At 45.4% G+C, this 19,845-nt stretch carries 35 protein-coding genes; all 35 read right to left on the reverse strand.

All coding sequences use genetic code 11. The annotated features are described in order from the left end of the window. Positions 1 to 945 (reverse strand): DNA-directed RNA polymerase subunit alpha, encoded by a 945-nt coding sequence (locus NST83_RS21955; protein ID WP_014278300.1) that lies wholly within the window; start codon positions 943 to 945, stop codon positions 1 to 3. Positions 946 to 1,080: 135 nt separating this feature from the next. Then, on the reverse strand, positions 1,081 to 1,476 hold the full coding sequence (gene rpsK / locus NST83_RS21960; RefSeq protein ID WP_013312144.1) for a 30S ribosomal protein S11: 396 nt from the start codon (positions 1,474 to 1,476) through the stop codon (positions 1,081 to 1,083). A gap of 19 nt (positions 1,477 to 1,495) precedes the next feature. After that, positions 1,496 to 1,864 carry a 30S ribosomal protein S13 gene (gene rpsM, locus NST83_RS21965; protein WP_007432560.1) on the reverse strand — a complete coding sequence of 123 codons (369 nt, stop codon included), beginning with the start codon at positions 1,862 to 1,864 and terminating at the stop codon, positions 1,496 to 1,498. A 21-nt stretch (positions 1,865 to 1,885) separates the two neighbouring features. After that, positions 1,886 to 1,999 (reverse strand): 50S ribosomal protein L36, encoded by a 114-nt coding sequence (gene rpmJ, locus NST83_RS21970; protein ID WP_003333770.1) that lies wholly within the window; start codon positions 1,997 to 1,999, stop codon positions 1,886 to 1,888. Between the two features lie 118 nt (positions 2,000 to 2,117). Then, entirely contained in the window at positions 2,118 to 2,333 is a 216-nt protein-coding gene (gene infA, locus NST83_RS21975; RefSeq protein WP_006212898.1) for a translation initiation factor IF-1, read from the reverse strand. Between the two features lie 2 nt (positions 2,334 to 2,335). After that, positions 2,336 to 2,644 (reverse strand): KOW domain-containing RNA-binding protein, encoded by a 309-nt coding sequence (locus NST83_RS21980; RefSeq protein ID WP_134912322.1) that lies wholly within the window; start codon positions 2,642 to 2,644, stop codon positions 2,336 to 2,338. Between the two features lie 9 nt (positions 2,645 to 2,653). Next, on the reverse strand, positions 2,654 to 3,193 hold the full coding sequence (locus NST83_RS21985; RefSeq protein WP_342415673.1) for a M24 family metallopeptidase: 540 nt from the start codon (positions 3,191 to 3,193) through the stop codon (positions 2,654 to 2,656). Between the two features lie 5 nt (positions 3,194 to 3,198). Next, positions 3,199 to 3,843 carry an adenylate kinase gene (locus NST83_RS21990; RefSeq protein WP_134912318.1) on the reverse strand — a complete coding sequence of 215 codons (645 nt, stop codon included), beginning with the start codon at positions 3,841 to 3,843 and terminating at the stop codon, positions 3,199 to 3,201. 90 nt (positions 3,844 to 3,933) lie between these two features. Then, positions 3,934 to 5,232 (reverse strand): preprotein translocase subunit SecY, encoded by a 1,299-nt coding sequence (gene secY, locus NST83_RS21995; RefSeq protein ID WP_025685931.1) that lies wholly within the window; start codon positions 5,230 to 5,232, stop codon positions 3,934 to 3,936. Then, the gene (gene rplO / locus NST83_RS22000) at positions 5,232 to 5,672 is read right to left on the reverse strand and encodes a 50S ribosomal protein L15 (RefSeq protein ID WP_013312149.1); all 441 of its coding nucleotides are present in this window, start codon (positions 5,670 to 5,672) and stop codon (positions 5,232 to 5,234) included. The genes secY and rplO overlap by 1 nt, the downstream gene beginning before the upstream one ends. A 43-nt stretch (positions 5,673 to 5,715) precedes the next feature. Beyond that, positions 5,716 to 5,901 (reverse strand): 50S ribosomal protein L30, encoded by a 186-nt coding sequence (gene rpmD / locus NST83_RS22005; RefSeq protein ID WP_014278305.1) that lies wholly within the window; start codon positions 5,899 to 5,901, stop codon positions 5,716 to 5,718. A gap of 12 nt (positions 5,902 to 5,913) precedes the next feature. Beyond that, positions 5,914 to 6,411, reverse strand: a complete 498-nt coding sequence (rpsE, locus tag NST83_RS22010) for a 30S ribosomal protein S5 (protein WP_013312151.1) — start codon at positions 6,409 to 6,411, stop codon at positions 5,914 to 5,916. A gap of 27 nt (positions 6,412 to 6,438) precedes the next feature. Further along, the gene (rplR, locus tag NST83_RS22015) at positions 6,439 to 6,807 is read right to left on the reverse strand and encodes a 50S ribosomal protein L18 (protein ID WP_007432568.1); all 369 of its coding nucleotides are present in this window, start codon (positions 6,805 to 6,807) and stop codon (positions 6,439 to 6,441) included. A 115-nt stretch (positions 6,808 to 6,922) separates the two neighbouring features. Continuing rightward, on the reverse strand, positions 6,923 to 7,465 hold the full coding sequence (gene rplF, locus NST83_RS22020) for a 50S ribosomal protein L6 (RefSeq protein ID WP_014278307.1): 543 nt from the start codon (positions 7,463 to 7,465) through the stop codon (positions 6,923 to 6,925). A gap of 33 nt (positions 7,466 to 7,498) precedes the next feature. Continuing rightward, the gene (rpsH, locus tag NST83_RS22025) at positions 7,499 to 7,897 is read right to left on the reverse strand and encodes a 30S ribosomal protein S8 (RefSeq protein WP_014278308.1); all 399 of its coding nucleotides are present in this window, start codon (positions 7,895 to 7,897) and stop codon (positions 7,499 to 7,501) included. A 32-nt stretch (positions 7,898 to 7,929) separates the two neighbouring features. Next, on the reverse strand, positions 7,930 to 8,115 hold the full coding sequence (locus tag NST83_RS22030; protein ID WP_013312154.1) for a type Z 30S ribosomal protein S14: 186 nt from the start codon (positions 8,113 to 8,115) through the stop codon (positions 7,930 to 7,932). Between the two features lie 76 nt (positions 8,116 to 8,191). Beyond that, positions 8,192 to 8,737: a 50S ribosomal protein L5 gene (rplE, locus tag NST83_RS22035; RefSeq protein ID WP_014278309.1), complete on the reverse strand. Its 546-nt coding sequence runs from the start codon at positions 8,735 to 8,737 to the stop codon at positions 8,192 to 8,194. 31 nt (positions 8,738 to 8,768) lie between these two features. Next, positions 8,769 to 9,122 (reverse strand): 50S ribosomal protein L24, encoded by a 354-nt coding sequence (gene rplX, locus NST83_RS22040; RefSeq protein ID WP_013312155.1) that lies wholly within the window; start codon positions 9,120 to 9,122, stop codon positions 8,769 to 8,771. A gap of 36 nt (positions 9,123 to 9,158) precedes the next feature. Continuing rightward, the gene (gene rplN / locus NST83_RS22045) at positions 9,159 to 9,527 is read right to left on the reverse strand and encodes a 50S ribosomal protein L14 (protein ID WP_007432573.1); all 369 of its coding nucleotides are present in this window, start codon (positions 9,525 to 9,527) and stop codon (positions 9,159 to 9,161) included. A gap of 34 nt (positions 9,528 to 9,561) precedes the next feature. Then, positions 9,562 to 9,825: a 30S ribosomal protein S17 gene (gene rpsQ, locus NST83_RS22050; RefSeq protein ID WP_007432574.1), complete on the reverse strand. Its 264-nt coding sequence runs from the start codon at positions 9,823 to 9,825 to the stop codon at positions 9,562 to 9,564. Positions 9,826 to 9,875: 50 nt separating this feature from the next. Beyond that, a complete protein-coding gene (rpmC, locus tag NST83_RS22055; RefSeq protein ID WP_014278310.1) occupies positions 9,876 to 10,073 on the reverse strand; it encodes a 50S ribosomal protein L29 in 198 nt (65 codons plus the stop codon). After that, entirely contained in the window at positions 10,063 to 10,497 is a 435-nt protein-coding gene (rplP, locus tag NST83_RS22060) for a 50S ribosomal protein L16 (RefSeq protein WP_137060421.1), read from the reverse strand. Before rplP ends, rpmC begins: the two co-directional genes overlap by 11 nt. 2 nt (positions 10,498 to 10,499) lie before the next feature. After that, complete coding sequence (gene rpsC, locus NST83_RS22065) at positions 10,500 to 11,165, reverse strand: 30S ribosomal protein S3 (protein WP_044647211.1); 666 nt, start codon at positions 11,163 to 11,165, stop codon at positions 10,500 to 10,502. 13 nt (positions 11,166 to 11,178) lie between these two features. Next, positions 11,179 to 11,511 (reverse strand): 50S ribosomal protein L22, encoded by a 333-nt coding sequence (gene rplV, locus NST83_RS22070; RefSeq protein ID WP_013312157.1) that lies wholly within the window; start codon positions 11,509 to 11,511, stop codon positions 11,179 to 11,181. 36 nt (positions 11,512 to 11,547) lie between these two features. Continuing rightward, positions 11,548 to 11,826, reverse strand: a complete 279-nt coding sequence (rpsS, locus tag NST83_RS22075) for a 30S ribosomal protein S19 (RefSeq protein ID WP_044647210.1) — start codon at positions 11,824 to 11,826, stop codon at positions 11,548 to 11,550. A 72-nt stretch (positions 11,827 to 11,898) separates the two neighbouring features. Continuing rightward, positions 11,899 to 12,729 (reverse strand): 50S ribosomal protein L2, encoded by an 831-nt coding sequence (gene rplB, locus NST83_RS22080; RefSeq protein ID WP_134912313.1) that lies wholly within the window; start codon positions 12,727 to 12,729, stop codon positions 11,899 to 11,901. A gap of 30 nt (positions 12,730 to 12,759) precedes the next feature. After that, positions 12,760 to 13,050 (reverse strand): 50S ribosomal protein L23, encoded by a 291-nt coding sequence (gene rplW / locus NST83_RS22085; protein ID WP_013312159.1) that lies wholly within the window; start codon positions 13,048 to 13,050, stop codon positions 12,760 to 12,762. Beyond that, a complete protein-coding gene (rplD, locus tag NST83_RS22090) occupies positions 13,050 to 13,673 on the reverse strand; it encodes a 50S ribosomal protein L4 (protein ID WP_013312160.1) in 624 nt (207 codons plus the stop codon). Before rplD ends, rplW begins: the two co-directional genes overlap by 1 nt. 26 nt (positions 13,674 to 13,699) lie before the next feature. After that, complete coding sequence (gene rplC / locus NST83_RS22095) at positions 13,700 to 14,323, reverse strand: 50S ribosomal protein L3 (protein ID WP_013312161.1); 624 nt, start codon at positions 14,321 to 14,323, stop codon at positions 13,700 to 13,702. 32 nt (positions 14,324 to 14,355) lie between these two features. After that, positions 14,356 to 14,664, reverse strand: a complete 309-nt coding sequence (gene rpsJ / locus NST83_RS22100; RefSeq protein WP_005544556.1) for a 30S ribosomal protein S10 — start codon at positions 14,662 to 14,664, stop codon at positions 14,356 to 14,358. A gap of 339 nt (positions 14,665 to 15,003) precedes the next feature. Then, positions 15,004 to 16,194 carry an elongation factor Tu gene (gene tuf / locus NST83_RS22105; RefSeq protein ID WP_028542619.1) on the reverse strand — a complete coding sequence of 397 codons (1,191 nt, stop codon included), beginning with the start codon at positions 16,192 to 16,194 and terminating at the stop codon, positions 15,004 to 15,006. Between the two features lie 94 nt (positions 16,195 to 16,288). Further along, a complete protein-coding gene (fusA, locus tag NST83_RS22110; RefSeq protein WP_137060422.1) occupies positions 16,289 to 18,367 on the reverse strand; it encodes an elongation factor G in 2,079 nt (692 codons plus the stop codon). Between the two features lie 47 nt (positions 18,368 to 18,414). Next, positions 18,415 to 18,885, reverse strand: a complete 471-nt coding sequence (gene rpsG / locus NST83_RS22115; protein WP_007432586.1) for a 30S ribosomal protein S7 — start codon at positions 18,883 to 18,885, stop codon at positions 18,415 to 18,417. Between the two features lie 50 nt (positions 18,886 to 18,935). Further along, positions 18,936 to 19,358: a 30S ribosomal protein S12 gene (gene rpsL, locus NST83_RS22120; RefSeq protein WP_007432587.1), complete on the reverse strand. Its 423-nt coding sequence runs from the start codon at positions 19,356 to 19,358 to the stop codon at positions 18,936 to 18,938. A gap of 143 nt (positions 19,359 to 19,501) precedes the next feature. Further along, positions 19,502 to 19,753: a ribosomal L7Ae/L30e/S12e/Gadd45 family protein gene (locus NST83_RS22125; protein WP_014278316.1), complete on the reverse strand. Its 252-nt coding sequence runs from the start codon at positions 19,751 to 19,753 to the stop codon at positions 19,502 to 19,504. Between the last annotated feature and the right edge of the window lie 92 nt (positions 19,754 to 19,845).

Below are 19,845 nucleotides of genomic sequence, written 5' to 3' on the forward strand. Positions count from 1 at the left end.
CTATTCTTCCGTACGAAGTCCTAAACCAAGTTCCTCGAGCTTCTCTTGTACTTCTTCCAAAGATTTGCGGCCCAGGTTGCGAACCTTCATCATATCTTCTTCAGATTTAGTAGTGAGTTCTTGTACCGTATTGATACCAGCACGCTTAAGGCAGTTATATGAACGGACGGAGAGATCCAGCTCTTCGATCGTCATTTCAAGAACTTTTTCTTTCTTGTCTTCTTCTTTTTCTACCATAATTTCCGCATCTTTTGCTTCGTCGGTTAGACCTACGAACAACATCACATGCTCGGTCAAAATTTTTGCTCCAAGGCTTACTGCTTCCTCAGGGCGAATACTTCCGTCAGTCCAAACCTCAAGTGTCAGCTTGTCGTAATTCGTAACCTGGCCGACACGCGTATTTTCAATGCCGTAGTTAACACGTGAAATCGGAGTGTAGATGGAGTCGACGGGAATGACGCCGATCGGCTGGTCATCACGTTTATTCCGATCCTGCTTAACGTAACCACGACCGCGATTGGCGAAAATACGCATGTGAAGTCTCGAACCCGGTCCGAGCGTAGCAATGTGAAGATCCGGATTAAGAATTTCCACATCACTGTCCGCACGGATATCTCCTGCTGTTACAACTCCTTCGCCTTCCGCATCGATTTCGAGTACCTTCTCTTCATCCGAGTGGATTTTAAGCGATAAAGCTTTCAGGTTCAGTATGATCTCCGTTACGTCTTCCTTCACACCGGGAACCGTTGCAAATTCGTGCAAAACTCCATCGATCTGAACCGATGTGACTGCTGCCCCCGGTAACGAGGATAACAGAATACGGCGAAGCGAGTTTCCCAGCGTCGTACCGTACCCGCGTTCCAGCGGTTCTACTACGAATTTTCCATAGGTGCCATCATCATTGACGTCTACCGTCTCAATTTTCGGCTTTTCGATTTCTATCACTGCAATATCCCTCCTTCAAAACGTCGCTCCTATATGAAACATTCACCTTATCCATAGTCTATCATGCAGTATACCTAAACATCCATTCTTGGCAGTTTGTGCCGGATTTATACTACACGCAGAGGAGAAATCTCATTAGACGCGACGACGTTTTGGAGGACGGCATCCGTTATGAGGTACCGGAGTTACGTCTTTAATCAGGTTAACTTCCAGTCCAGCTGCTTGCAAAGAGCGGATTGCTGCTTCGCGTCCTGCGCCTGGTCCTTTAACCATGACTTCGACAGTCTTCATGCCGTGTTCCATTGCAGCTTTAGCAGCTGTTTCCGCGGCCATTTGAGCTGCGAATGGAGTAGATTTACGGGAACCACGGAATCCCATGCCGCCTGAGCTGGCCCAAGAGATTGCGTTACCGTGTGGATCTGTGATCGTAACGATCGTGTTGTTGAACGTGGAACGGATGTGTGCCACGCCAGTCTCGATATTTTTACGGTCACGGCGTTTTGTACGTACAACTTTTTTCGGTTTAGCCATTGAATGTTATCCTCCCTTCTTATTTCTTTTTGTTCGCTACAGTCCGACGAGGACCTTTACGGGTACGAGCATTAGTTTTGGTACGTTGTCCGCGAACAGGCAATCCACGACGGTGACGAACACCACGGTAGCAGCCAATCTCAGTCAGACGTTTAATATTTAAGGAAATTTCACGACGCAGATCGCCTTCTACTTTAACTTCTTTGTCGATCGTTTCACGTAATTTGCTCACTTCATCTTCAGTCAAATCACGAACACGCGTGTTTGCACTGATGCCTGTTTCCTTCAAAATTTTCTGAGAAGTCGTTTTACCGATTCCGAAAATGTAAGTCAAGGCGATCTCAACGCGTTTGTCACGTGGCAAATCCACACCAGCTATACGAGCCATTTTACGCTACACCCCCTTCTATTAACCTTGTTTTTGTTTGTGTTTCGGATTTTCGCAAATAACCATTACATTCCCTTTACGGCGAATGACTTTGCATTTCTCGCAAATAGGTTTTACAGAAGGTCTTACCTTCATGTTGATTACCTCCTCCAAGCTTTACCCTGGTAAAACTCGCTTCGTGAACATTCACATCGTTTTGCCGAGCAAAACAAGTTTTTTTTAAATGACGTACGTTTAATTAAACCTGCATGAATTACTTGCGGTACGTAATACGGCCTTTAGTTAAATCGTAAGGCGATAACTGTACAACCACCTTGTCGCCTGTCAAAATACGGATAAAGTGCATCCGCAGTTTTCCGGAAACATGTGCAAGAATTTGATGACCGTTCTCCAGCTCTACCTTGAACGTAGCGTTCGGCAGTGGCTCGATTACCGTACCTTCAACCTCAATGACATCTTCTTTGGCCAAAGTCAGTCTCCTTTCTCTTCAGCTTGGTATTCGGACGACTCCAAGAAAGTTTTCACTGCATGACGCAGCTTTCCATTTGTCACCCGACCGCTTTCGTTTAAACTGTTTACAACCTCGCTACTAATCTTGGGCTGAGGCATCAGATGAAGAACGTTTTTCTTCTTCGACTGATCAAACTTTCGTTTGTCCCCATCTGCAATATATACAAACCTGCTGTCCGCTATAGAAACGACAACCGCAATCTGTCCGACATCTCTGCCTTTCAGAATCTTCACCAGCTGACCGATTTGCAGGTTTCCTTGCTGAATCATTCAAATCACCTACGCACTCAGTTTCGTGAAAATGTCCATGCCGTCCGTTGTGACCGCCACCGCTTGCTCGTTACGAGCACGAGAGGCCACGTTCACCGTTACGACCGTCCAGTTGTCTTCCAGCGCCCCCACATGGCGAGAACCTATACGAACCATGAGTTCAATAGCCAGCACCATGCCGGTTTTCAGCATCGTCCCCTGTTCGGGAATACCACGGTTTGGATTCTCAATATATTGCCGAATGGCATGCGACATTGTAAACTGGCGAGTCTTTGCGATGATATCGCCTTTGTTTAACTTGCGTTTGCCGGGAAATCCGTGCACCAGTTGTTCGTTGACTGAAGCGCAAATGCTGGCAGGAAAACCGTTATAACCTTTAAAAGACGGCACAGCTCCTTGACTGCGAATATACCGATCAGCTAAATGATCAAGTTCACCGGTCGTCATACCGGGCTCGATGTGTTCCACCAAGAAATGATTCGTTTCCGTATCCACTCTCTCAGCTTTCCTCATAAAGCTTAATTCCGTCCCCGACTTGCAAATGATCATTACAGCTAACCCCGCAACAAGGACACGATATTTTTGGAAACCACATCAATATCCTGTTCTCCGTCAATATGACGCAGAAGATTCTGGTTTTCATAAAACGTGAGGAGTGGTGCTGTTTTATTACTATATTCGTCAAGTCGTGTTCTTACGCTATCCTCGTTATCGTCAGGGCGCTGATAGAGCTCCCCGCCATCTTTATCGCAAATGCCTTCAACCTTCGGAGGATTAAAGACAACATGATAGCTAGTTCCACAGATTTTGCAAACTCGCCGTCCTGTGATTCGTACCAACAATTTGTCACGATCCACTTTCAGGTTGATGACATCATCAAGCTTCGTATCCAAACGACCCAAAATTTGATCCAAGGCTTCAGCTTGAGCCAAAGTTCTTGGAAAACCGTCCAGCAAGAAACCTTTCTTACAGTCCGGCTGTTGCAGCCGCTCTTCAACGATGCCAATCGTTACATCATCCGGAACAAGTTCACCCTTGTCGATATATTCCTTGGCTTTAATGCCAATAGGTGTTCCCTGTTTCATCGCCAGGCGAAACGCGTCACCTGTCGAGATATGAGGAATGCCGAATTCCTTCACAATGACATCTGCTTGTGTACCTTTACCAGCCCCCGGAGGGCCCATGATTAAAATATTCACAATCTGTCACTCCTCAAGACGACCCCTACACAAGAAACAGCACAAAAGGTGCCGGTAAGTATGCGAACATCCTAAGCCGGAACCTGTTGCCTATTTGTTGATGAAGCCTTTGTAATGGCGTTTGATCAGTTGGCTTTCGATCTGCTTCATTGTATCCAATGCTACACCGATAATGATGAGCAATGAAGTACCGCCAATTTGCACGGAACGAGGCAAGCCCGAAAGCGAACCGAAGAATACCGGCAATACGGATATGACTGCCAGGAACAAAGCTCCTGTCATTGTCAAACGTGACATTACTCGTGTCAGGTATTTCTCCGTGGCTTTACCCGGGCGAATTCCCGGAATATAACCGCCGTTTTTCTTCATGTTGTCGGCCATTTGCTGCGGATTCATCTGTACAAAGGTATAGAAGAATGTGAAACCGATAATCATTACGACATACAAAACCATACCCAGCGGCTTGTCATAATACAAGTAAGTGGTAATCCACTTCGCCCAAGCATGATCTGCCCAAAAACTCGCAATAATTGTCGGGAATTGCAGCAATGATACCGCAAAGATTACCGGAATAACGCCTGCCGCATTAATTTTCATCGGAATATGCGTATTCTGGCCACCGTACATCTTGTTACCAACTACACGTTTGGCGTATTGTACCGGAATTTTCCGAATACCTTGCTGGATGTATATAACACCCACAATAATCAGAATAATCACCAAGGCAATAATAATTGCCTTCAGAATATTCATAAACAGCTGATCTGCCTGAATAAACTGGGATTCTACAACCGTCCGAATATGTCTTGGAATACCTGCCGCGATCCCTGCAAAGATAACGATAGAGATACCGTTGCCGATTCCCTTTTCGGTAATTTGCTCACCTAACCACATAAGGAACGTAGTTCCTGCTGTAAGCACAATAGCTATTACCAGATAATCTGCAAAAGTGGCTCCTGGAATCATTGCTGCACCATACAGTCGGTTAAAGCCGATCGACGTTCCGAATGCTTGAATCAAGCCCAGTATTACCGTACCATACCGTGTAAGTTGAGCCAGCTTCTTTTTACCATGCTCTCCTTGTTTAGCCCATTCCGCAAGTTTCGGAATAACGTCCATTGACAGCAACTGTACAATGATGGACGCTGTAATATATGGCATAATCCCGAGGGCGAAGATCGAGAACTGATACAAAGCGCCCCCTGAGAAGGTGTTAAGGAGTCCAAACAACTCGCTTCCTGCCTGATCCTGAGAAGTAAAGACTTGCTTGTTCACGCCGGGAACCGGCACGAAGGAGCCAATACGATATACAAACAGTATAAACAGGGTAAACAGGATTCGGGTTCTAAGATCCTCAACCCGCCATATATTTTTCAGGGTCTTGAACATTAGATCACCTCGGTTTTACCGCCGGCAGCTTCAATTTTCTCTACCGCAGATTGAGAGAACTTGTTCGCTTTAACTGTCAATTTCACAGTGATTTCACCGTTACCCAGAATTTTAATTCCGGATTTCGCGTTTTTCACAATGCCATTGTTCAGCAAAAACTCAGGGCTTACTTCTGTACCTGCTGCAAAACTGTTCAAATCTTCGATATTCAAAACCGCATACTCTTTACGAGTAGGATTTACGAAACCGCGTTTAGGCAAGCGACGATACAGTGGGTTTTGACCACCCTCGAAGCCCGGACGTACACCACCGCCGGAACGAGCGTTTTGACCCTTATGACCACGACCAGAAGTTTTACCCGTACCGCTACTAGGACCACGACCCAAACGTTTACGTTCTTTGCGGGAGCCTGGAGCTGGGGAAAGCTCATGTAACTTCATCGTTCGTTGCACCTCCTTGATTATTGTTAAAATGCTTTATTTCTTAAGCCTCAATTTCTTTAACAGAAACCAAATGGCTAACTTGATTAATCATCCCGCGAATCGCTGGATTGTCGGGTTGAATTACTTTATGGTTGATTTTACGCAAGCCGAGCGTTTTAACAGTCGTTCTTTGAGTACCAGGACGACCGATCAACGAACGAACGAGGGTAATTTCTAATTTCGCCATGACATTCCCTCCTTAGCCCAGCAGCTCTTCGATGGATTTGCCGCGCAATTTTGCAACTTCTTCAGCGCGTTTCAAGCGGGACAAACCTTCCAATGTCGCATTGACCATGTTCATGGAATTCGAAGAACCTAGAGATTTTGTCAAGATATCACCTACACCAGCAAGTTCCAGTACAGCACGAACCGGACCGCCAGCGATAACTCCAGTACCTTCCGATGCCGGTTTCAACAGAACCCGGCCAGCACCGAACTTACCTGTAACAAGGTGAGGAATAGTTGTTCCTACGAGTGGAACGTGAACCAGGTTTTTCTTAGCATCTTCAATACCTTTGCGAATCGCATCAGGTACTTCGCCAGCTTTACCGATACCAGCGCCTACCCAGCCGTTACCGTCGCCTACTACTACCAGAGCACTAAAGCTAAAACGGCGTCCGCCTTTGACAACTTTAGCTACGCGATTAATATTTACTACTCTTTCAGTCAGTTCCAAAGTGTTCGGATCTACACGCAAGTCGTTAACCTCCTTTTGAGAAATGTCTTAGAATTCAAGGCCTGCTTCGCGAGCTGCATCAGCCAAAGCCTGAATCCGTCCATGATACAAGTATCCACCACGGTCAAATACAATGTTAGCATGACCTTTTTCTTTTGCACGTTTAGCAACGAGTTCGCCAACCTTACGAGCTGCTTCTACGCTACCGCCGTTTTTGATTTCGCTGCTCAGTTCTTTATCCATAGTGGATGCAGATACCAATGTTACACCAGCTACATCATCAATCAATTGTGCGTAGATATGTTTGGAAGAACGGAACACGTTCAGACGAGGACGAACAGCCGTACCTTCGATTTTCTTACGTACACGCAGATGTCTTCTGACACGTGCTTTATTTTTATCTTGTTTTGTAATCATCTTAAGTTTTCACTCCCTTCAGTTTGCCTTTTAAAGCTTTATACTAAGACGCACTGGGTAAAAAAGAAGTACGAAGTCTTTCCGGAAGAAAGACCGCACAAAGTCGGTAAGAAACTTATTTCTTCTTACCGGCTTTACCTTCTTTACGAATGATGCGCTCGCCTTCGTATTTAATCCCTTTACCTTTGTACGGCTCAGGTTCACGAACGGAACGAATTTTAGCAGCATAGGCACCTACACGCTCTTTATCAATTCCGCGAACGATGATTTTAGTGTTCGAAGGAACTTCGAATTCGATGCCCGCTTCCGGTGTGATTTCAACCGGGTGAGAGTATCCAACGTTCAGAACGATTTTATCTCCGGATTTGCTTGCACGATATCCGACCCCAACCAGCTCCAGAGATTTTGAAAATCCTTCAGTTACACCACTTACCATGTTGTTGACAACGCTGCGGGTTGTTCCATGCAAAGAGCGGTGAAGTTTGTTGTCCGAAGGACGAATTACGTTGATTTCATTGTTTTCCACAGTAACGGACATGTCTTTATGAAGCTCACGAGTCAATGTTCCTTTAGGACCTTTAACTGTGATCGCTGTGTTGTTCAAAGTTACGTCAACACCACTTGGTACTGTGATTGGCTTACGACCAATACGGGACATATCTGTTGCACCTCCTATCTTTTAAACGTTATCTTACCAAACGTAGCAAACCACTTCTCCGCCGGCTTTAGACTGACGCGCTTCTTTGTCGGTCATGATACCTTTGGATGTCGAAATGATCGCGATCCCGAGTCCACCCAGAACGCGTGGAATCTCATTGCTCTTCGTGTAAACGCGAAGACCTGGTTTACTGATTCTTTTCAAACCTGTAATAACACGTTCGTTGTTCGCACCGTATTTCAAGAAAACACGGATGATCCCTTGTTTGCTATCTTCAACAAATTCCGCATCACGAATGAATCCTTCACGTTTCAGGATGTCGGCGATTTGTTTTTTCATTGTAGATGCAGGCATTTCTACTGTTTCGTGACGAACTGTGTTCGCGTTACGAATACGAGTAAGCATATCTGCAATTGGATCAGACATAGTCATTGTGTATAAACCTCCTTCCCAAACAGGACTTTTTACCAGCTTGCTTTTTTCACGCCAGGAATCTGGCCTTTATAAGCTAATTCACGGAAGCAAATTCTGCAGATCTTAAACTTTTGCAGTACCGAATGTGGACGACCACAACGCTCGCAACGAGTATAAGCACGAACTTTAAACTTTGGTGTGCGTTGTTGTTTGACTTTCATTGAAGTTTTTGCCACTTAGCCTGACACCTCCTAAATAGTTTCGGAGAACAGGGTGTCTTTTATATCAGACGCCCGAAACGATATGCCAACATTACTTTGCGAAAGGCATGCCCAGCTGAGTCAGAAGCTCACGGGACTCTTCGTCAGTCTTGGCAGTCGTTACGATAACGATGTCCATACCACGAACTTTATCAACTTGATCGTACTCGATTTCCGGGAAGATCAATTGCTCTTTCAGACCAAGCGTGTAGTTACCACGTCCATCAAAAGCTTTTGTCGAAACACCATGGAAGTCACGTACGCGAGGAAGCGTGATGTTGAACAATTTGTCCAAGAAATAATACATACGCTCACCACGAAGTGTTACCTTAACACCGATCGGCATGTTTTCACGCAATTTAAAACCTGCAATAGATTTTTTTGCGCGAGTGATTACTGGCTTTTGACCAGCGATCAACTGCATGTCGTTCACAGCCGAATCAAGCACTTTGGAGTTTTGGACTGCGTCGCCAACACCCATGTTGATTACAACCTTCTCGATTTTAGGCACTTGCATTACCGATGTATAGCTGAACTTCTGCATCAAGGCAGGAGTGATTTCTTTCAAGAAACGCTCTTTCATTCTTGTTGTTGCCATGAATCATAGACCTCCTTTCATTAAAAAATAATTAGTCGATCACTTCGCCAGAACGTTTTGCAATGCGCACTTTTTTTCCGTTGTCCAATACTTTGTAACCAACACGAGTTACTTTTCCGCTCTTCGGATCAATGTGCATAACGTTGGAAACGTGAATCGGAGCTTCTTTCTCGATGATGCCGCCTTGTGGATTTAGCTGATTAGGCTTTTGGTGTTTTTTAATCATGTTAACACCTTCCACAAGCACACGGTTTTGACGAGGGTAAGCAGCGATAACGCGACCTTTTTTACCTTTATCTTTACCTGTAATCACCAGAACAGTATCGTCTTTTTTGACGTGCAGCTTGTTGTTATGGGATTCCAGAACTTTTTTCACTTTTGGCATTTCGTACACCTCCTACGGGCACATTTTAAGGTGAATTTAGATCACTTCCGGAGCCAAGGAAACGATTTTCATGAAGTCTTTATCACGAAGTTCGCGAGCAACTGGTCCGAAAATACGAGTACCACGTGGGCTCTTGTCTTCTTTAACGACCACTGCTGCGTTCTCGTCAAATCCGATGTAGGAACCGTCTTTACGGCGGATAGAACGTTTAGTACGAACAACAACCGCTCTTACTACATCACCCTTTTTGACAACGCCGCCTGGTGTTGCTTGTTTTACGGAACAAACGATCAGGTCACCAATTTGAGCTGTACGACGTCCCGTACCACCGAGCACACGGATACACATCAGTTCCTTCGCGCCGGAATTGTCAGCTACAGTCAAACGTGTAAATGGTTGAATCATTTATTTATCCTCCTTTCGGAAAAACTACACTACATTAGATTATAACAGCTTTTTCAACGATTTCGACCAGTCTCCAGTTTTTGTCTTTGGACAAAGGGCGAGTTTCCATGATTTTAACAGTATCACCGATTTGTGCGGTGTTGTTTTCATCATGAGCTTTGAATTTCTTTGTTACTTTAATGCGTTTATGGTAGAGATCATGTTTTTTGTAAGTTTCTACAGCAATCACAATCGTTTTGTCCATTTTATCGCTGACTACTTTACCGACTAATACTTTACGGGCATTACGTTCGCTCATTGTTGGCCTCCTTCCTAATTACAGGCGGAATCTCCACCCGGTCTGATATCTTAGCTAATCCCAAGTTCTCTTTCACGGATCACGGTTTTAGCACGAGCAATTTCCTTACGTACATCGCCGATCCGAGTCGGGTTATCAAGCTGACCGGTAGCGAGTTGAAAACGAAGGTTAAAGAGTTCTTCTTTGAACCCAGAGATCTTTTGTTCAATTTCAGCAGTGGTTAGGTTGCGAAATTCACTAGCCTTCATTTGCTTCACCACCCAATTCTTCACGTTTCACAAACTTAGTTTTGATTGGCAGTTTGTGAGCGGCAAGACGCATTGCTTCACGAGCAACCTCTTCCGGAACACCAGCAAGTTCGAACATGATCTTTCCTGGCTTCACTACTGCAACCCATTTTTCTACGTTACCTTTACCACTACCCATACGAACCTCAAGAGGCTTCTGAGTAATTGGTTTGTCAGGGAAAATTTTAATCCAAACCTTACCACCACGTTTGATATAACGAGTCATCGCAATACGAGCAGCTTCGATCTGACGGTTAGTAATCCATGAAGGTTCAGTAGCTTGCAAACCATACTCACCAAAGTTCAGTGTAGTGCCGCCTTTTGCACGACCCTTCATATGACCACGTTGTTGCTTACGATGTTTTACGCGTTTTGGTACCAACATGATTAGTTGCCTCCTTCCTGAGGAGCTTGTTTCTTAGCTGGAGGAAGAACCTCTCCACGATAGATCCATACCTTTACGCCAATACGGCCGTAAGTTGTATGAGCTTCCGCTGTACCGTAATCAATGTCGGCACGAAGCGTATGCAGTGGAACTGTTCCTTCGCTGTACCCTTCGGAACGAGCGATTTCGGCACCGCCAAGACGTCCGCCTACTTGAGTTTTAATTCCTTTTGCTCCAGAACGCATAGTTCTTTGGATGGCTTGCTTCAAAGCACGACGGAAAGAAACGCGACGTTCCAATTGTTGTGCAATGCTCTCTGCAACCAAGATTGCATCCAGCTCAGGATTTTTAATTTCAGAAATATTGATGTGTACCTTTTTACCGCCTGCGATTTTAGTAATTTCATTACGCAAGTTTTCAACTTCGGAACCACCCTTACCGATAACCATACCAGGCTTCGCAGTGTGAATCGTTACGTTGACGCGGTTAGCTGCTCTCTCGATTTCAACACGGGATACAGCGGAATCTTTCAATCTTTTTTTCAGATGTTCACGAATTCTAACGTCTTCTAGCAAAAGATCACCGAAATCTTTGCCTGCATACCATTTGGATTCCCAATCACGGATAATACCGATTCGGAGTCCGATTGGATTTACCTTTTGGCCCACACGTTTTCCCTCCTTATTTTTCAGATACCACCAGAGTAATATGACTGGTGCGTTTATTGATGCGGCTTGCACGTCCCATTGCACGCGGGCGGAACCGTTTCATTGTAGGACCTTGGTTCACAAAAACTTGCGATACAACCAACTTGTTCACGTCCAAAGAGTAGTTGTGGTCTGCATTTGCAATAGCAGAGTTCAACAGCTTCTCAACGACTGGAGAAGCGGATTTTGGAGTATGGCGAAGAATTGCGATCGCCTCACCAACCTGCTTACCGCGAATCAAATCGATAACGAGTTTAACTTTACGAGCGGAAATCCGTACGGATTTAGCATGTGCTTTTGCTTCCATTGAGTTTACCTCCTCTCAAACACTACGCTGTGTTGATTATCTTCTTGTTTTCTTATCGTCATCCGAATGGCCTTTATAGGTACGTGTTGGAGCGAATTCGCCCAACTTGTGTCCGACCATATCTTCCGTTACGTATACCGGCACGTGTTTACGACCATCGTATACACCAAACGTATGTCCGATAAATTGCGGGAAAATTGTAGAGCGACGGGACCAAGTTTTGATCACGACTTTTTTGTCCGATTCGTTCAAAACCTCTACTTTTTTCAGTAAGTAACCATCAATGAACGGTCCTTTTTTGAGACTGCGACCCATGTATGAATCCTCCCTTCGTTAAAACGTTGTCGTTCCTTAATATGTTAACGTGCGACTTAAGCGCACGTCTTATTACTTAGTACGACGACGAACGATGTATTTATCAGATGCTTTGCCTTTTTTACGTGTTTTGTAACCCAGGGTTGGTTTACCCCATGGAGACATTGGAGATTTACGTCCGATTGGAGCGCGACCTTCACCACCACCGTGCGGGTGATCGTTAGGGTTCATAACAACACCACGAACTTCAGGACGTTGTCCCAACCAACGGCTACGTCCGGCTTTACCGATCTTCACCAATTCATGGTCTTCGTTACCAACAGAGCCGATTGTAGCGCGGCAAACTTTCAGAACGCGACGAACTTCACCAGAAGTCAAACGAATTGTTACATACTTCTCTTCTTTACCAAGAAGCTGGGCTTCCGTACCGGCAGCGCGAACCAGTTGACCACCTTTGCCCGGTTTCAATTCGATGTTGTGGATAACCGTACCTACTGGAATGTTCTCCAAAGGCAAAGAGTTACCGATTTTGATATCGGAACCTACGCCGGAAACCACTTCGTCCCCTACTTTCAAGCCTTTAGGAGCGATGATGTAACGTTTTTCACCATCCACATAGTGGATAAGTGCGATGTTGGACGTACGGTTCGGATCATATTCGATCGTAGCAACGCGGCCCGGTATTCCATCTTTGTTACGTTTGAAGTCGATAATACGGTATTTACGTTTGTGTCCACCGCCATGATGACGAACCGTAATTTTACCTTGGTTATTACGTCCAGCTTGCTTGCTCAGAGGCGCCAGCAACGATTTCTCGGGCTGATTAGTTGTGATCTCCTCGAAAGTAGATACAGACATAGCACGTCTGGCCGGGGACGTCGGTTTATACTTTTTAATTGGCACTGAGTTTCCCTCCTTACTTTACAGTTTCAATTATACCGTTTCAAAAAACTCAAGCGGCTTACTGTCTTTGCTCAGCGTTACAAACGCTTTTTTCCACTCGCTCGTATAGCCGGAATGACGACCGTAGCGCTTTGGTTTTGCAGGAACACGAAGCGTGTTTACGTTACTTACTTTCACGTTAAAGATCGCTTCGATTGCTTTTTTAACCTCGACTTTATTGGAACGAATGTCTACCTCGAAAACGTATTTCAAGTCATTCATCATACCAGCCGTACGTTCGGTGATTACCGGACGTTTGATAATATCACGAGGATCCTTCATTACGCGAGCACCTCCTCTACCTTCTGAACTGCTTCCTTCGTAATGATCAGTTTGTCGTGTCCAAGCACGTCAAGAACATTAATGCCGTCTGCGGCTACAAACTTCACACCAGGAATATTACGAGCGGACAGAGCCACATTATCATCATAGCTAGGAGCTACGATCAATGCTTTACGGTCAGCTTTAAGGTTATTCAAAATGGCTGCGAATTCTTTCGTTTTAGGTCCGTTCAGTGTAAGAGCGTCCAATACGATGATTTCATTCTCAATCACTTTGGAAGACAAAGCAGATTTGATCGCCAAGCGACGAACCTTTTTAGGCAATTTGTAAGCATAGCTACGTGGAGTCGGACCAAATACAGTACCGCCACCAACCCATTGCGGTGCACGGATCGAACCTTGACGAGCGCGGCCAGTACCTTTTTGTTTCCAAGGTTTACGTCCGCCACCACGTACTTCAGAACGTCCTTTTACTTTGTGAGTACCTTGACGCAGGGAAGCCAATTGCATAACAACAGCGTCATGAAGAACGTGTTTATTCGGTTCGATACCGAATACTGCGTCGTTCAATTCAATTTCGCCAACTTGGCTGCCGCTAATATTAAAAAGTGCTACTTTTGGCATTTCGTGTTCCTCCTTTCTTCAGTTGTTTATTTTTTCACCGTTTCTAGTACTTTAACGAAGCTGTTTTTAGGTCCTGGAATGGAGCCCTTCACGAGCAATACATTACGTTCTGTATCGATCTTAACAACTTCAAGGCGTTGGATCGTTACCGTTTCATGCCCCATGTGTCCTGGCAGGTGTTTACCTTTAGGAACGCGGTTAGCTTGAATGGAGCCCATCGAACCTGGACCTCTGTGGTAACGCGAGCCGTGTGCCATTGGTCCGCGGCTTTGTCCCCAACGTTTGATAACGCCGGCAAAACCTTTACCTTTAGAAATACCTGTTACGTCAACGAATTCGCCTTCTGTGAAGACATCAGCCTTCAGTTCTTGGCCAACCTCGTACGCAGCAAGGTCGATGCCACGAAGTTCACGAACGTAGCGCTTAGGTGCAGTATTTGCTTTTTTCGCATGTCCTGCTTCAGGTTTATTGGATCTTTTTTCTTTTTTATCAGAGAAACCGAGTTGAATAGCTTCGTATCCATCGTTTTCCAGATCTTTCTTTTGCAGAACAACACAAGGGCCCGCTTCGATAACCGTAACAGCAAGTACGTTACCTTCAGGGGTAAACACTTGAGTCATTCCGAGTTTTTTTCCTAAGATACCTTTCATGTTGACACCTCTTTTCTTTTCCTAATCACAAATTACAATTTAATTTCGATATCTACACCGGACGGCAGGTCCAAGCGCATCAAGGCATCCACAGTTTGTGGAGTCGGGTTAACAATGTCGATCAAACGCTTATGTGTGCGCATTTCGAACTGCTCCCGGGAATCCTTGTACTTGTGTACCGCACGGAGAATAGTAATGATTTGTTTTTCGGTTGGCAGCGGAATTGGTCCGGATACACCTGCGCCCGAACGTTTAGCTGTTTCAACAATTTTCTCAGCGGATTGATCAAGAATTCTGTGGTCGTAAGCTTTCAAACGAATACGAATCTTTTGCTTTGCCATTTTAGTCCCTCCTTCTATCGCCCAATTTGGTATCGGACATACTCCGTGAAAATTTTCGGACATCCCTCCCATGGCAAAGGGGCCGGGTGTGTCAGTAACCTCTCACATCATCGCACAGTCACAAACAACATTAGTTATTATATCTAATAGTTCTGCCTATTGCAAGCAAAAACGAAAAAACAATGTATCTTATTTTGAAAAGATACAATTGCACTCGCAGCTCGCGATTTATTCAAGAGAAAAGCCCCCGCACCAGGGCGGGGGCTTCTTTTAGCTCCGTTCCAATACAATGTTACTCGTTCCAGTACAATGTTGCTTTATTTAAAGGCCAAAGCCTTCTTATTTAGAGATTGTTGCTACCGCACCGGCGCCAACTGTACGTCCACCTTCACGAATAGAGAACTTAGTTCCTTCTTCGATAGCGATCGGGTTGATCAGTTGAACAGTAACTGTGATGTTGTCACCAGGCATTACCATTTCGGAACCTTCTGGCAAAGTGATGATACCTGTTACGTCAGTTGTACGGAAGTAGAACTGTGGACGGTAACCTGTGAAGAAAGGTTTGTGACGTCCACCCTCTTCTTTAGTCAAAACGTAGATTTGAGCAGAAAATTCTGTATGAGGTTTAACAGAACCTGGTTTAGCCAATACTTGGCCACGCTCGATTTGCGCACGATCTACACCGCGAAGCAATGCGCCGATGTTATCGCCAGCTTGAGCAGAGTCAAGCAATTTGCGGAACATTTCTACTCCTGTTACTACGGATTTACGAGATTCTTCTTGAATACCGATGATTTCGATTTCGTCGCCCACTTTAACAGTACCACGCTCTACACGGCCTGTAGCAACTGTACCACGACCTGTGATGGAGAATACGTCCTCGACAGGCATCAAGAAAGGCTTGTCAGTGTCGCGTTCTGGAGTTGGGATGTAAGTGTCGATTGTTTCGAACATTTCAACGATTTTCTTAGCATAGTCGCCCTCTGGGTTTTGCAGAGCTTCACGAGCGGAACCGCGAATGATTGGAGTGTCGTCGCCTGGGAAGTCATATTCGCTCAGCAAGTCACGAACTTCCATTTCAACCAGTTCCAACAGCTCTTCGTCTTCAACCATGTCACATTTGTTCAGGAAAACAACGATGTAAGGAACGCCTACTTGGCGGGACAACAGGATGTGCTCGCGAGTTTGCGGCATTGGGCCGTCAGCTGCGGATACAACCAGAATCGCTCCGTCCATTTGTGCAGCGCCAGTGATCATGTTTTTAACATAGTCGGCGTGACCTGGGCAGTCAACGTGTGCATAGTGACGGTTAGGTGTTTCGTATTCCACGTGTGCTGTGGAGATTGTGATACCGCGTTCGCGCTCTTCTGGAGCTTTATCGATTTGGTCGAATGCTACAGCAGCACCACCGTAAGTTTTGGACAATACAGTTGTGATTGCAGCAGTCAAAGTAGTCTTACCATGATCGACGTGACCAATAGTACCGATGTTAACGTGCGGTTTGTTACGTTCAAACTTAGCCTTTGCCATTTGAACAATTCCTCCTCAATAACTTGTTTTATTTTTAGGCTGCCGGCTTCCTCTTGGAAAAACCTTGATTATACCGGTCAGCTGATACATTGTATTACTCGCCGCCCTTGGTTTTGGCAACGATCTCTTCAGCAATGCTCTTCGGAACCTCTTCATAATGAGAAAGCTCCATGGAGAACACGCCGCGTCCTTGTGTACCGGAACGAAGTGTAGTCGAGTATCCGAACATTTCGGACAAAGGCACCTTCGCACGAATGATTTGAGCTCCACTACGGGAATCCATACCTTCAATCCGACCACGACGGGAGTTCAACATACCCATTACGTCACCCATGTATTCCTCAGGAACCGTTACTTCAACTTTCATAATCGGCTCAAGCAATACCGGTTTACATTTGTCTTTCGCTGCTTTCAGCGCCATAGATCCGGCAATTTTAAACGCCATTTCATTGGAATCGACATCATGGTATGATCCGTCCACAATTGTAGCTTTAACGTCCACAAGCGGGAAGCCTGCGATAACGCCATTTTTCATTTGTTCTTCAATACCAGCAAGAGCAGGAGCGATGTACTCTCTAGGAACAGAGCCGCCGACTACCTTACTTTCGAATTGGCTACCAGTACCTGGCTCAAGCGGTTCGAACTCAACCCATACGTGACCATATTGACCACGACCACCGGATTGACGAACGAATTTACCTTCGACACGTGCTGGAGCACGGAACGTTTCACGGTAAGCAACCTGTGGTTTACCCACATTGGTTTCCACCTTAAACTCACGGCGCATACGGTCGATGATGATATCAAGGTGAAGCTCACCCATACCTGCCAAGATGGTTTGGCCTGTTTCTTCGTTAGTATGAGCGCGAAGAGTTGGATCTTCTTCGGTCAATTTACCGAGGGCAACAGACATTTTATCTTGGTCGGCTTTGGTTTTAGGCTCAACCGCGATCTCGATAACCGGATCAGGGAAATTCATGGACTCGAGAATAACTGGATTCTTCTCATCACACAGTGTATCACCTGTACCTGTATCTTTCAAACCTACGGCTGCCGCAATATCACCGGAGTAAACTACAGTGATTTCTTGACGGCTGTTCGCATGCATTTGAAGAATACGTCCGATACGTTCGCGCTTGCCTTTTGTTGCATTCAATACGTATGAACCCGATTGAAGAACACCGGAGTATACACGGAAGAATGTCAGCTTACCAACGTAAGGATCCGTCATGATTTTGAAAGCCAATGCAGAGAAAGGCTCTTCATCGGAAGAGTGACGTTCAACTTCCGTACCATCTTCCAAATGTCCTTGAATACTTGGCACGTCAGTAGGAGCCGGCAAGTAGTCGAGAACAGCATCCAGCATGAGCTGAACACCTTTGTTACGGTAAGAAGATCCACAGATAACTGGGAAAATTTTAACTTCTACAACACCTTTACGAAGAGCGGCTTTAATTTCGGCAACCGAAATTTCTTCGCCTTCCAGGTATTTCATTGTCAAATCTTCATCCAGTTCAGCGACCTTCTCGATCAATTCATTACGGAGTTCTTCAACTTTATCTTTGAATTCCGCAGGAATTTCGGTTTCTTCGATATCTTGACCAAGATCATCTTTATACATATGAGCTTTTTGTTCAACGATATCGATGATACCAGTAAAATCATTTTCTGCGCCGATTGGCAATTGAATCGCAACTGCGTTCGCTTGAAGGCGATCACGCATGTCGGAGACAACATTCAGGAAGTCGGCACCAATGATATCCATTTTGTTTACATATGCGATCCGTGGAACGCCGTAGCGATCAGCCTGTCTCCATACGGTTTCGGACTGAGGCTCAACGCCTTCTTTCGCACTGAAAACACCAACTGCTCCGTCCAATACACGAAGGGAACGTTCAACTTCAACAGTGAAGTCAACGTGCCCCGGGGTGTCGATGATATTGACGCGGTGACCTTTCCAGGCAGCGGTCGTCGCAGCGGAAGTAATCGTGATTCCGCGCTCTTGTTCTTGTTCCATCCAGTCCATTGTCGCAGCGCCTTCGTGAACTTCACCGATTTTATGCGTACGTCCTGTGTAGAACAAGATCCGCTCTGTTGTTGTGGTTTTACCCGCGTCAATATGAGCCATGATCCCGATATTACGTGTATTCGTCAAGGAGAACTCTCTTGCCATGAAATGGGTCTCCCTTCAAAATTGAAGTTATTTTTTTGAGCTGAATCCTACCAGCGATAGTGAGCAAACGCTTTGTTCGCTTCAGCCATTTTGTGCGTATCTTCGCGTTTCTTCACGGAAGCGCCTGTGTTGTTGGAAGCGTCGATAATCTCAGCTGCCAAACGCTCTTCCATCGTTTTCTCGCCGCGGTTGCGGGAGTAGTTTACGAGCCAACGTAAACCCAGGGAAGTACGTCTTTCTGGTTTTACCTCGATTGGTACTTGGTAGTTGGCACCGCCGACACGGCGTGCTTTAACTTCCAGGACTGGCATGATATTCTTAATAGCTGCTTCAAAAACTTCCATCGGGTCATTCCCCGTACGTTCTTGGATAAGCTTGAACGCATTGTACAGAATGCTTTGAGCAACGCCTCGTTTTCCGTCGAGCATGATGCGGTTGATCAGGCGGGTAACCAACTTGCTGTTATATACCGGATCTGGCAACACGTCTCTTTTGGTAACTGGACCTTTGCGTGGCATGGATATCCCCCTTTCTTACATGTTAAACCGACTTATTCGGTTTATATTCATTAGGATTTTTTAGCTTTAGGGCGTTTTGCGCCATATTTGGAACGAGCTTGCATGCGGTTGTTTACGCCTGCAGTATCCAAGGCACCGCGAACGATATGGTAACGTACACCTGGAAGATCTTTTACACGACCCCCGCGAATCAGCACTACGCTGTGTTCTTGCAGGTTGTGTCCGATACCCGGAATGTAAGCAGTCACCTCTACACGGTTCGTCAAACGAACACGAGCATATTTACGAAGTGCGGAGTTTGGTTTTTTTGGAGTCATAGTACCTACACGAGTGCATACTCCGCGTTTTTGCGGGGCACTGATGTCGGTAGCTTCACGTTTCAAGGCGTTAAAACCTTTTTGCAAAGCTGGTGATTTCGATTTCTCGATTTTGGCTTGACGTCCTTTACGAACCAGTTGGTTAATAGTTGGCATTGTGGTTGCCACCCCCTTCCTCAATTTTTCCTGTTGCTTCACAAACCATTTCTAAGCCCACAGACCCAGGCGGTTCATAAAAGAACAAATGAAAAGTCTTTGCCGTCAAGAATCCATTCTCTTAGACAAAAACGTTCCTTACCCTATTGTTTTACGATAGCAGCCATGGCGGCTCCCACTTCAATCCCACATGCAGCTCCGAGATTTTTCATTGTATCTACAAGAGTCACCTTGACTCCTTGCTTGTTGCACAAAGCAATGATGTTGGAAGTGAGGCGTGGATCTGCGTCTTCTGCCACATATACTTCAGAGGCGAAGCCCAATTCGACCATACGGATGGTTTGTTTGGTACCGATTTTGACATGAGCATCTTGCAGTCCTTGTTCTTTAGACATATCTCATTCCTCCGAAAAGACACAATAGCATATAGGCTACTCACGCACCTTTGCTATATTAGCATTGACTATAAGCAATGTCAAGACAATTA

Source organism: Paenibacillus sp. FSL R10-2782 (genome assembly GCF_038592985.1).
Lineage (GTDB): Bacteria > Bacillota > Bacilli > Paenibacillales > Paenibacillaceae > Paenibacillus > Paenibacillus terrae_C.

Excerpts from the sequence above, each read along its gene's own strand:
- rpsK (WP_013312144.1), bottom strand. The coding sequence starts at position 1,476 with ATGGCTAAACCGAAAAAAGTTGTACGTACAAAACGCCGTGACCGTAAA.
- rpsM (WP_007432560.1), bottom strand. The coding sequence starts at position 1,864 with ATGGCTCGTATAGCTGGTGTGGATTTGCCACGTGACAAACGCGTTGAG.
- rpmJ (WP_003333770.1), bottom strand. The coding sequence starts at position 1,999 with ATGAAGGTAAGACCTTCTGTAAAACCTATTTGCGAGAAATGCAAAGTC.
- NST83_RS21980 (WP_134912322.1), bottom strand. The coding sequence starts at position 2,644 with ATGATTCAGCAAGGAAACCTGCAAATCGGTCAGCTGGTGAAGATTCTG.
- NST83_RS21985 (WP_342415673.1), bottom strand. The coding sequence starts at position 3,193 with ATGATCATTTGCAAGTCGGGGACGGAATTAAGCTTTATGAGGAAAGCT.
- secY (WP_025685931.1), bottom strand. The coding sequence starts at position 5,232 with ATGTTCAAGACCCTGAAAAATATATGGCGGGTTGAGGATCTTAGAACC.
- rplO (WP_013312149.1), bottom strand. The coding sequence starts at position 5,672 with ATGAAGTTACATGAGCTTTCCCCAGCTCCAGGCTCCCGCAAAGAACGT.
- rpmD (WP_014278305.1), bottom strand. The coding sequence starts at position 5,901 with ATGGCGAAATTAGAAATTACCCTCGTTCGTTCGTTGATCGGTCGTCCT.
- rplR (WP_007432568.1), bottom strand. The coding sequence starts at position 6,807 with ATGATTACAAAACAAGATAAAAATAAAGCACGTGTCAGAAGACATCTG.
- rplF (WP_014278307.1), bottom strand. The coding sequence starts at position 7,465 with ATGTCCCGTATTGGTCGTAAGCCAATCACAGTACCAAGTGGTGTTGAC.
- rpsH (WP_014278308.1), bottom strand. The coding sequence starts at position 7,897 with ATGACTATGTCTGATCCAATTGCAGATATGCTTACTCGTATTCGTAAC.
- rplE (WP_014278309.1), bottom strand. The coding sequence starts at position 8,737 with ATGGCAACAACAAGAATGAAAGAGCGTTTCTTGAAAGAAATCACTCCT.
- rplX (WP_013312155.1), bottom strand. The coding sequence starts at position 9,122 with ATGCCAAAAGTGAAAAAAGTTCTGGAATCCCATAACAACAAGCTGCAC.
- rplN (WP_007432573.1), bottom strand. The coding sequence starts at position 9,527 with ATGATTCAACCATTTACACGTTTGACTGTAGCTGACAATTCCGGCGCG.
- rpsQ (WP_007432574.1), bottom strand. The coding sequence starts at position 9,825 with ATGAGCGAACGTAATGCCCGTAAAGTATTAGTCGGTAAAGTAGTCAGC.
- rpmC (WP_014278310.1), bottom strand. The coding sequence starts at position 10,073 with ATGAAGGCTAGTGAATTTCGCAACCTAACCACTGCTGAAATTGAACAA.
- rplP (WP_137060421.1), bottom strand. The coding sequence starts at position 10,497 with ATGTTGGTACCAAAACGCGTAAAACATCGTAAGCAACAACGTGGTCAT.
- rplV (WP_013312157.1), bottom strand. The coding sequence starts at position 11,511 with ATGGAAGCAAAAGCACATGCTAAATCCGTACGGATTTCCGCTCGTAAA.
- rpsS (WP_044647210.1), bottom strand. The coding sequence starts at position 11,826 with ATGGGTCGCAGTCTCAAAAAAGGACCGTTCATTGATGGTTACTTACTG.
- rplW (WP_013312159.1), bottom strand. The coding sequence starts at position 13,050 with ATGAAGGATCCTCGTGATATTATCAAACGTCCGGTAATCACCGAACGT.
- rplD (WP_013312160.1), bottom strand. The coding sequence starts at position 13,673 with ATGCCAAAAGTAGCACTTTTTAATATTAGCGGCAGCCAAGTTGGCGAA.
- rplC (WP_013312161.1), bottom strand. The coding sequence starts at position 14,323 with ATGAAAGGTATCTTAGGAAAAAAACTCGGAATGACTCAAGTGTTTACC.
- rpsJ (WP_005544556.1), bottom strand. The coding sequence starts at position 14,664 with ATGGCAAAGCAAAAGATTCGTATTCGTTTGAAAGCTTACGACCACAGA.
- tuf (WP_028542619.1), bottom strand. The coding sequence starts at position 16,194 with ATGGCAAAGGCTAAGTTTGAACGTAACAAACCGCACGTTAACATCGGT.
- fusA (WP_137060422.1), bottom strand. The coding sequence starts at position 18,367 with ATGGCAAGAGAGTTCTCCTTGACGAATACACGTAATATCGGGATCATG.
- rpsG (WP_007432586.1), bottom strand. The coding sequence starts at position 18,885 with ATGCCACGCAAAGGTCCAGTTACCAAAAGAGACGTGTTGCCAGATCCG.
- rpsL (WP_007432587.1), bottom strand. The coding sequence starts at position 19,358 with ATGCCAACTATTAACCAACTGGTTCGTAAAGGACGTCAAGCCAAAATC.
- NST83_RS22125 (WP_014278316.1), bottom strand. The coding sequence starts at position 19,753 with ATGTCTAAAGAACAAGGACTGCAAGATGCTCATGTCAAAATCGGTACC.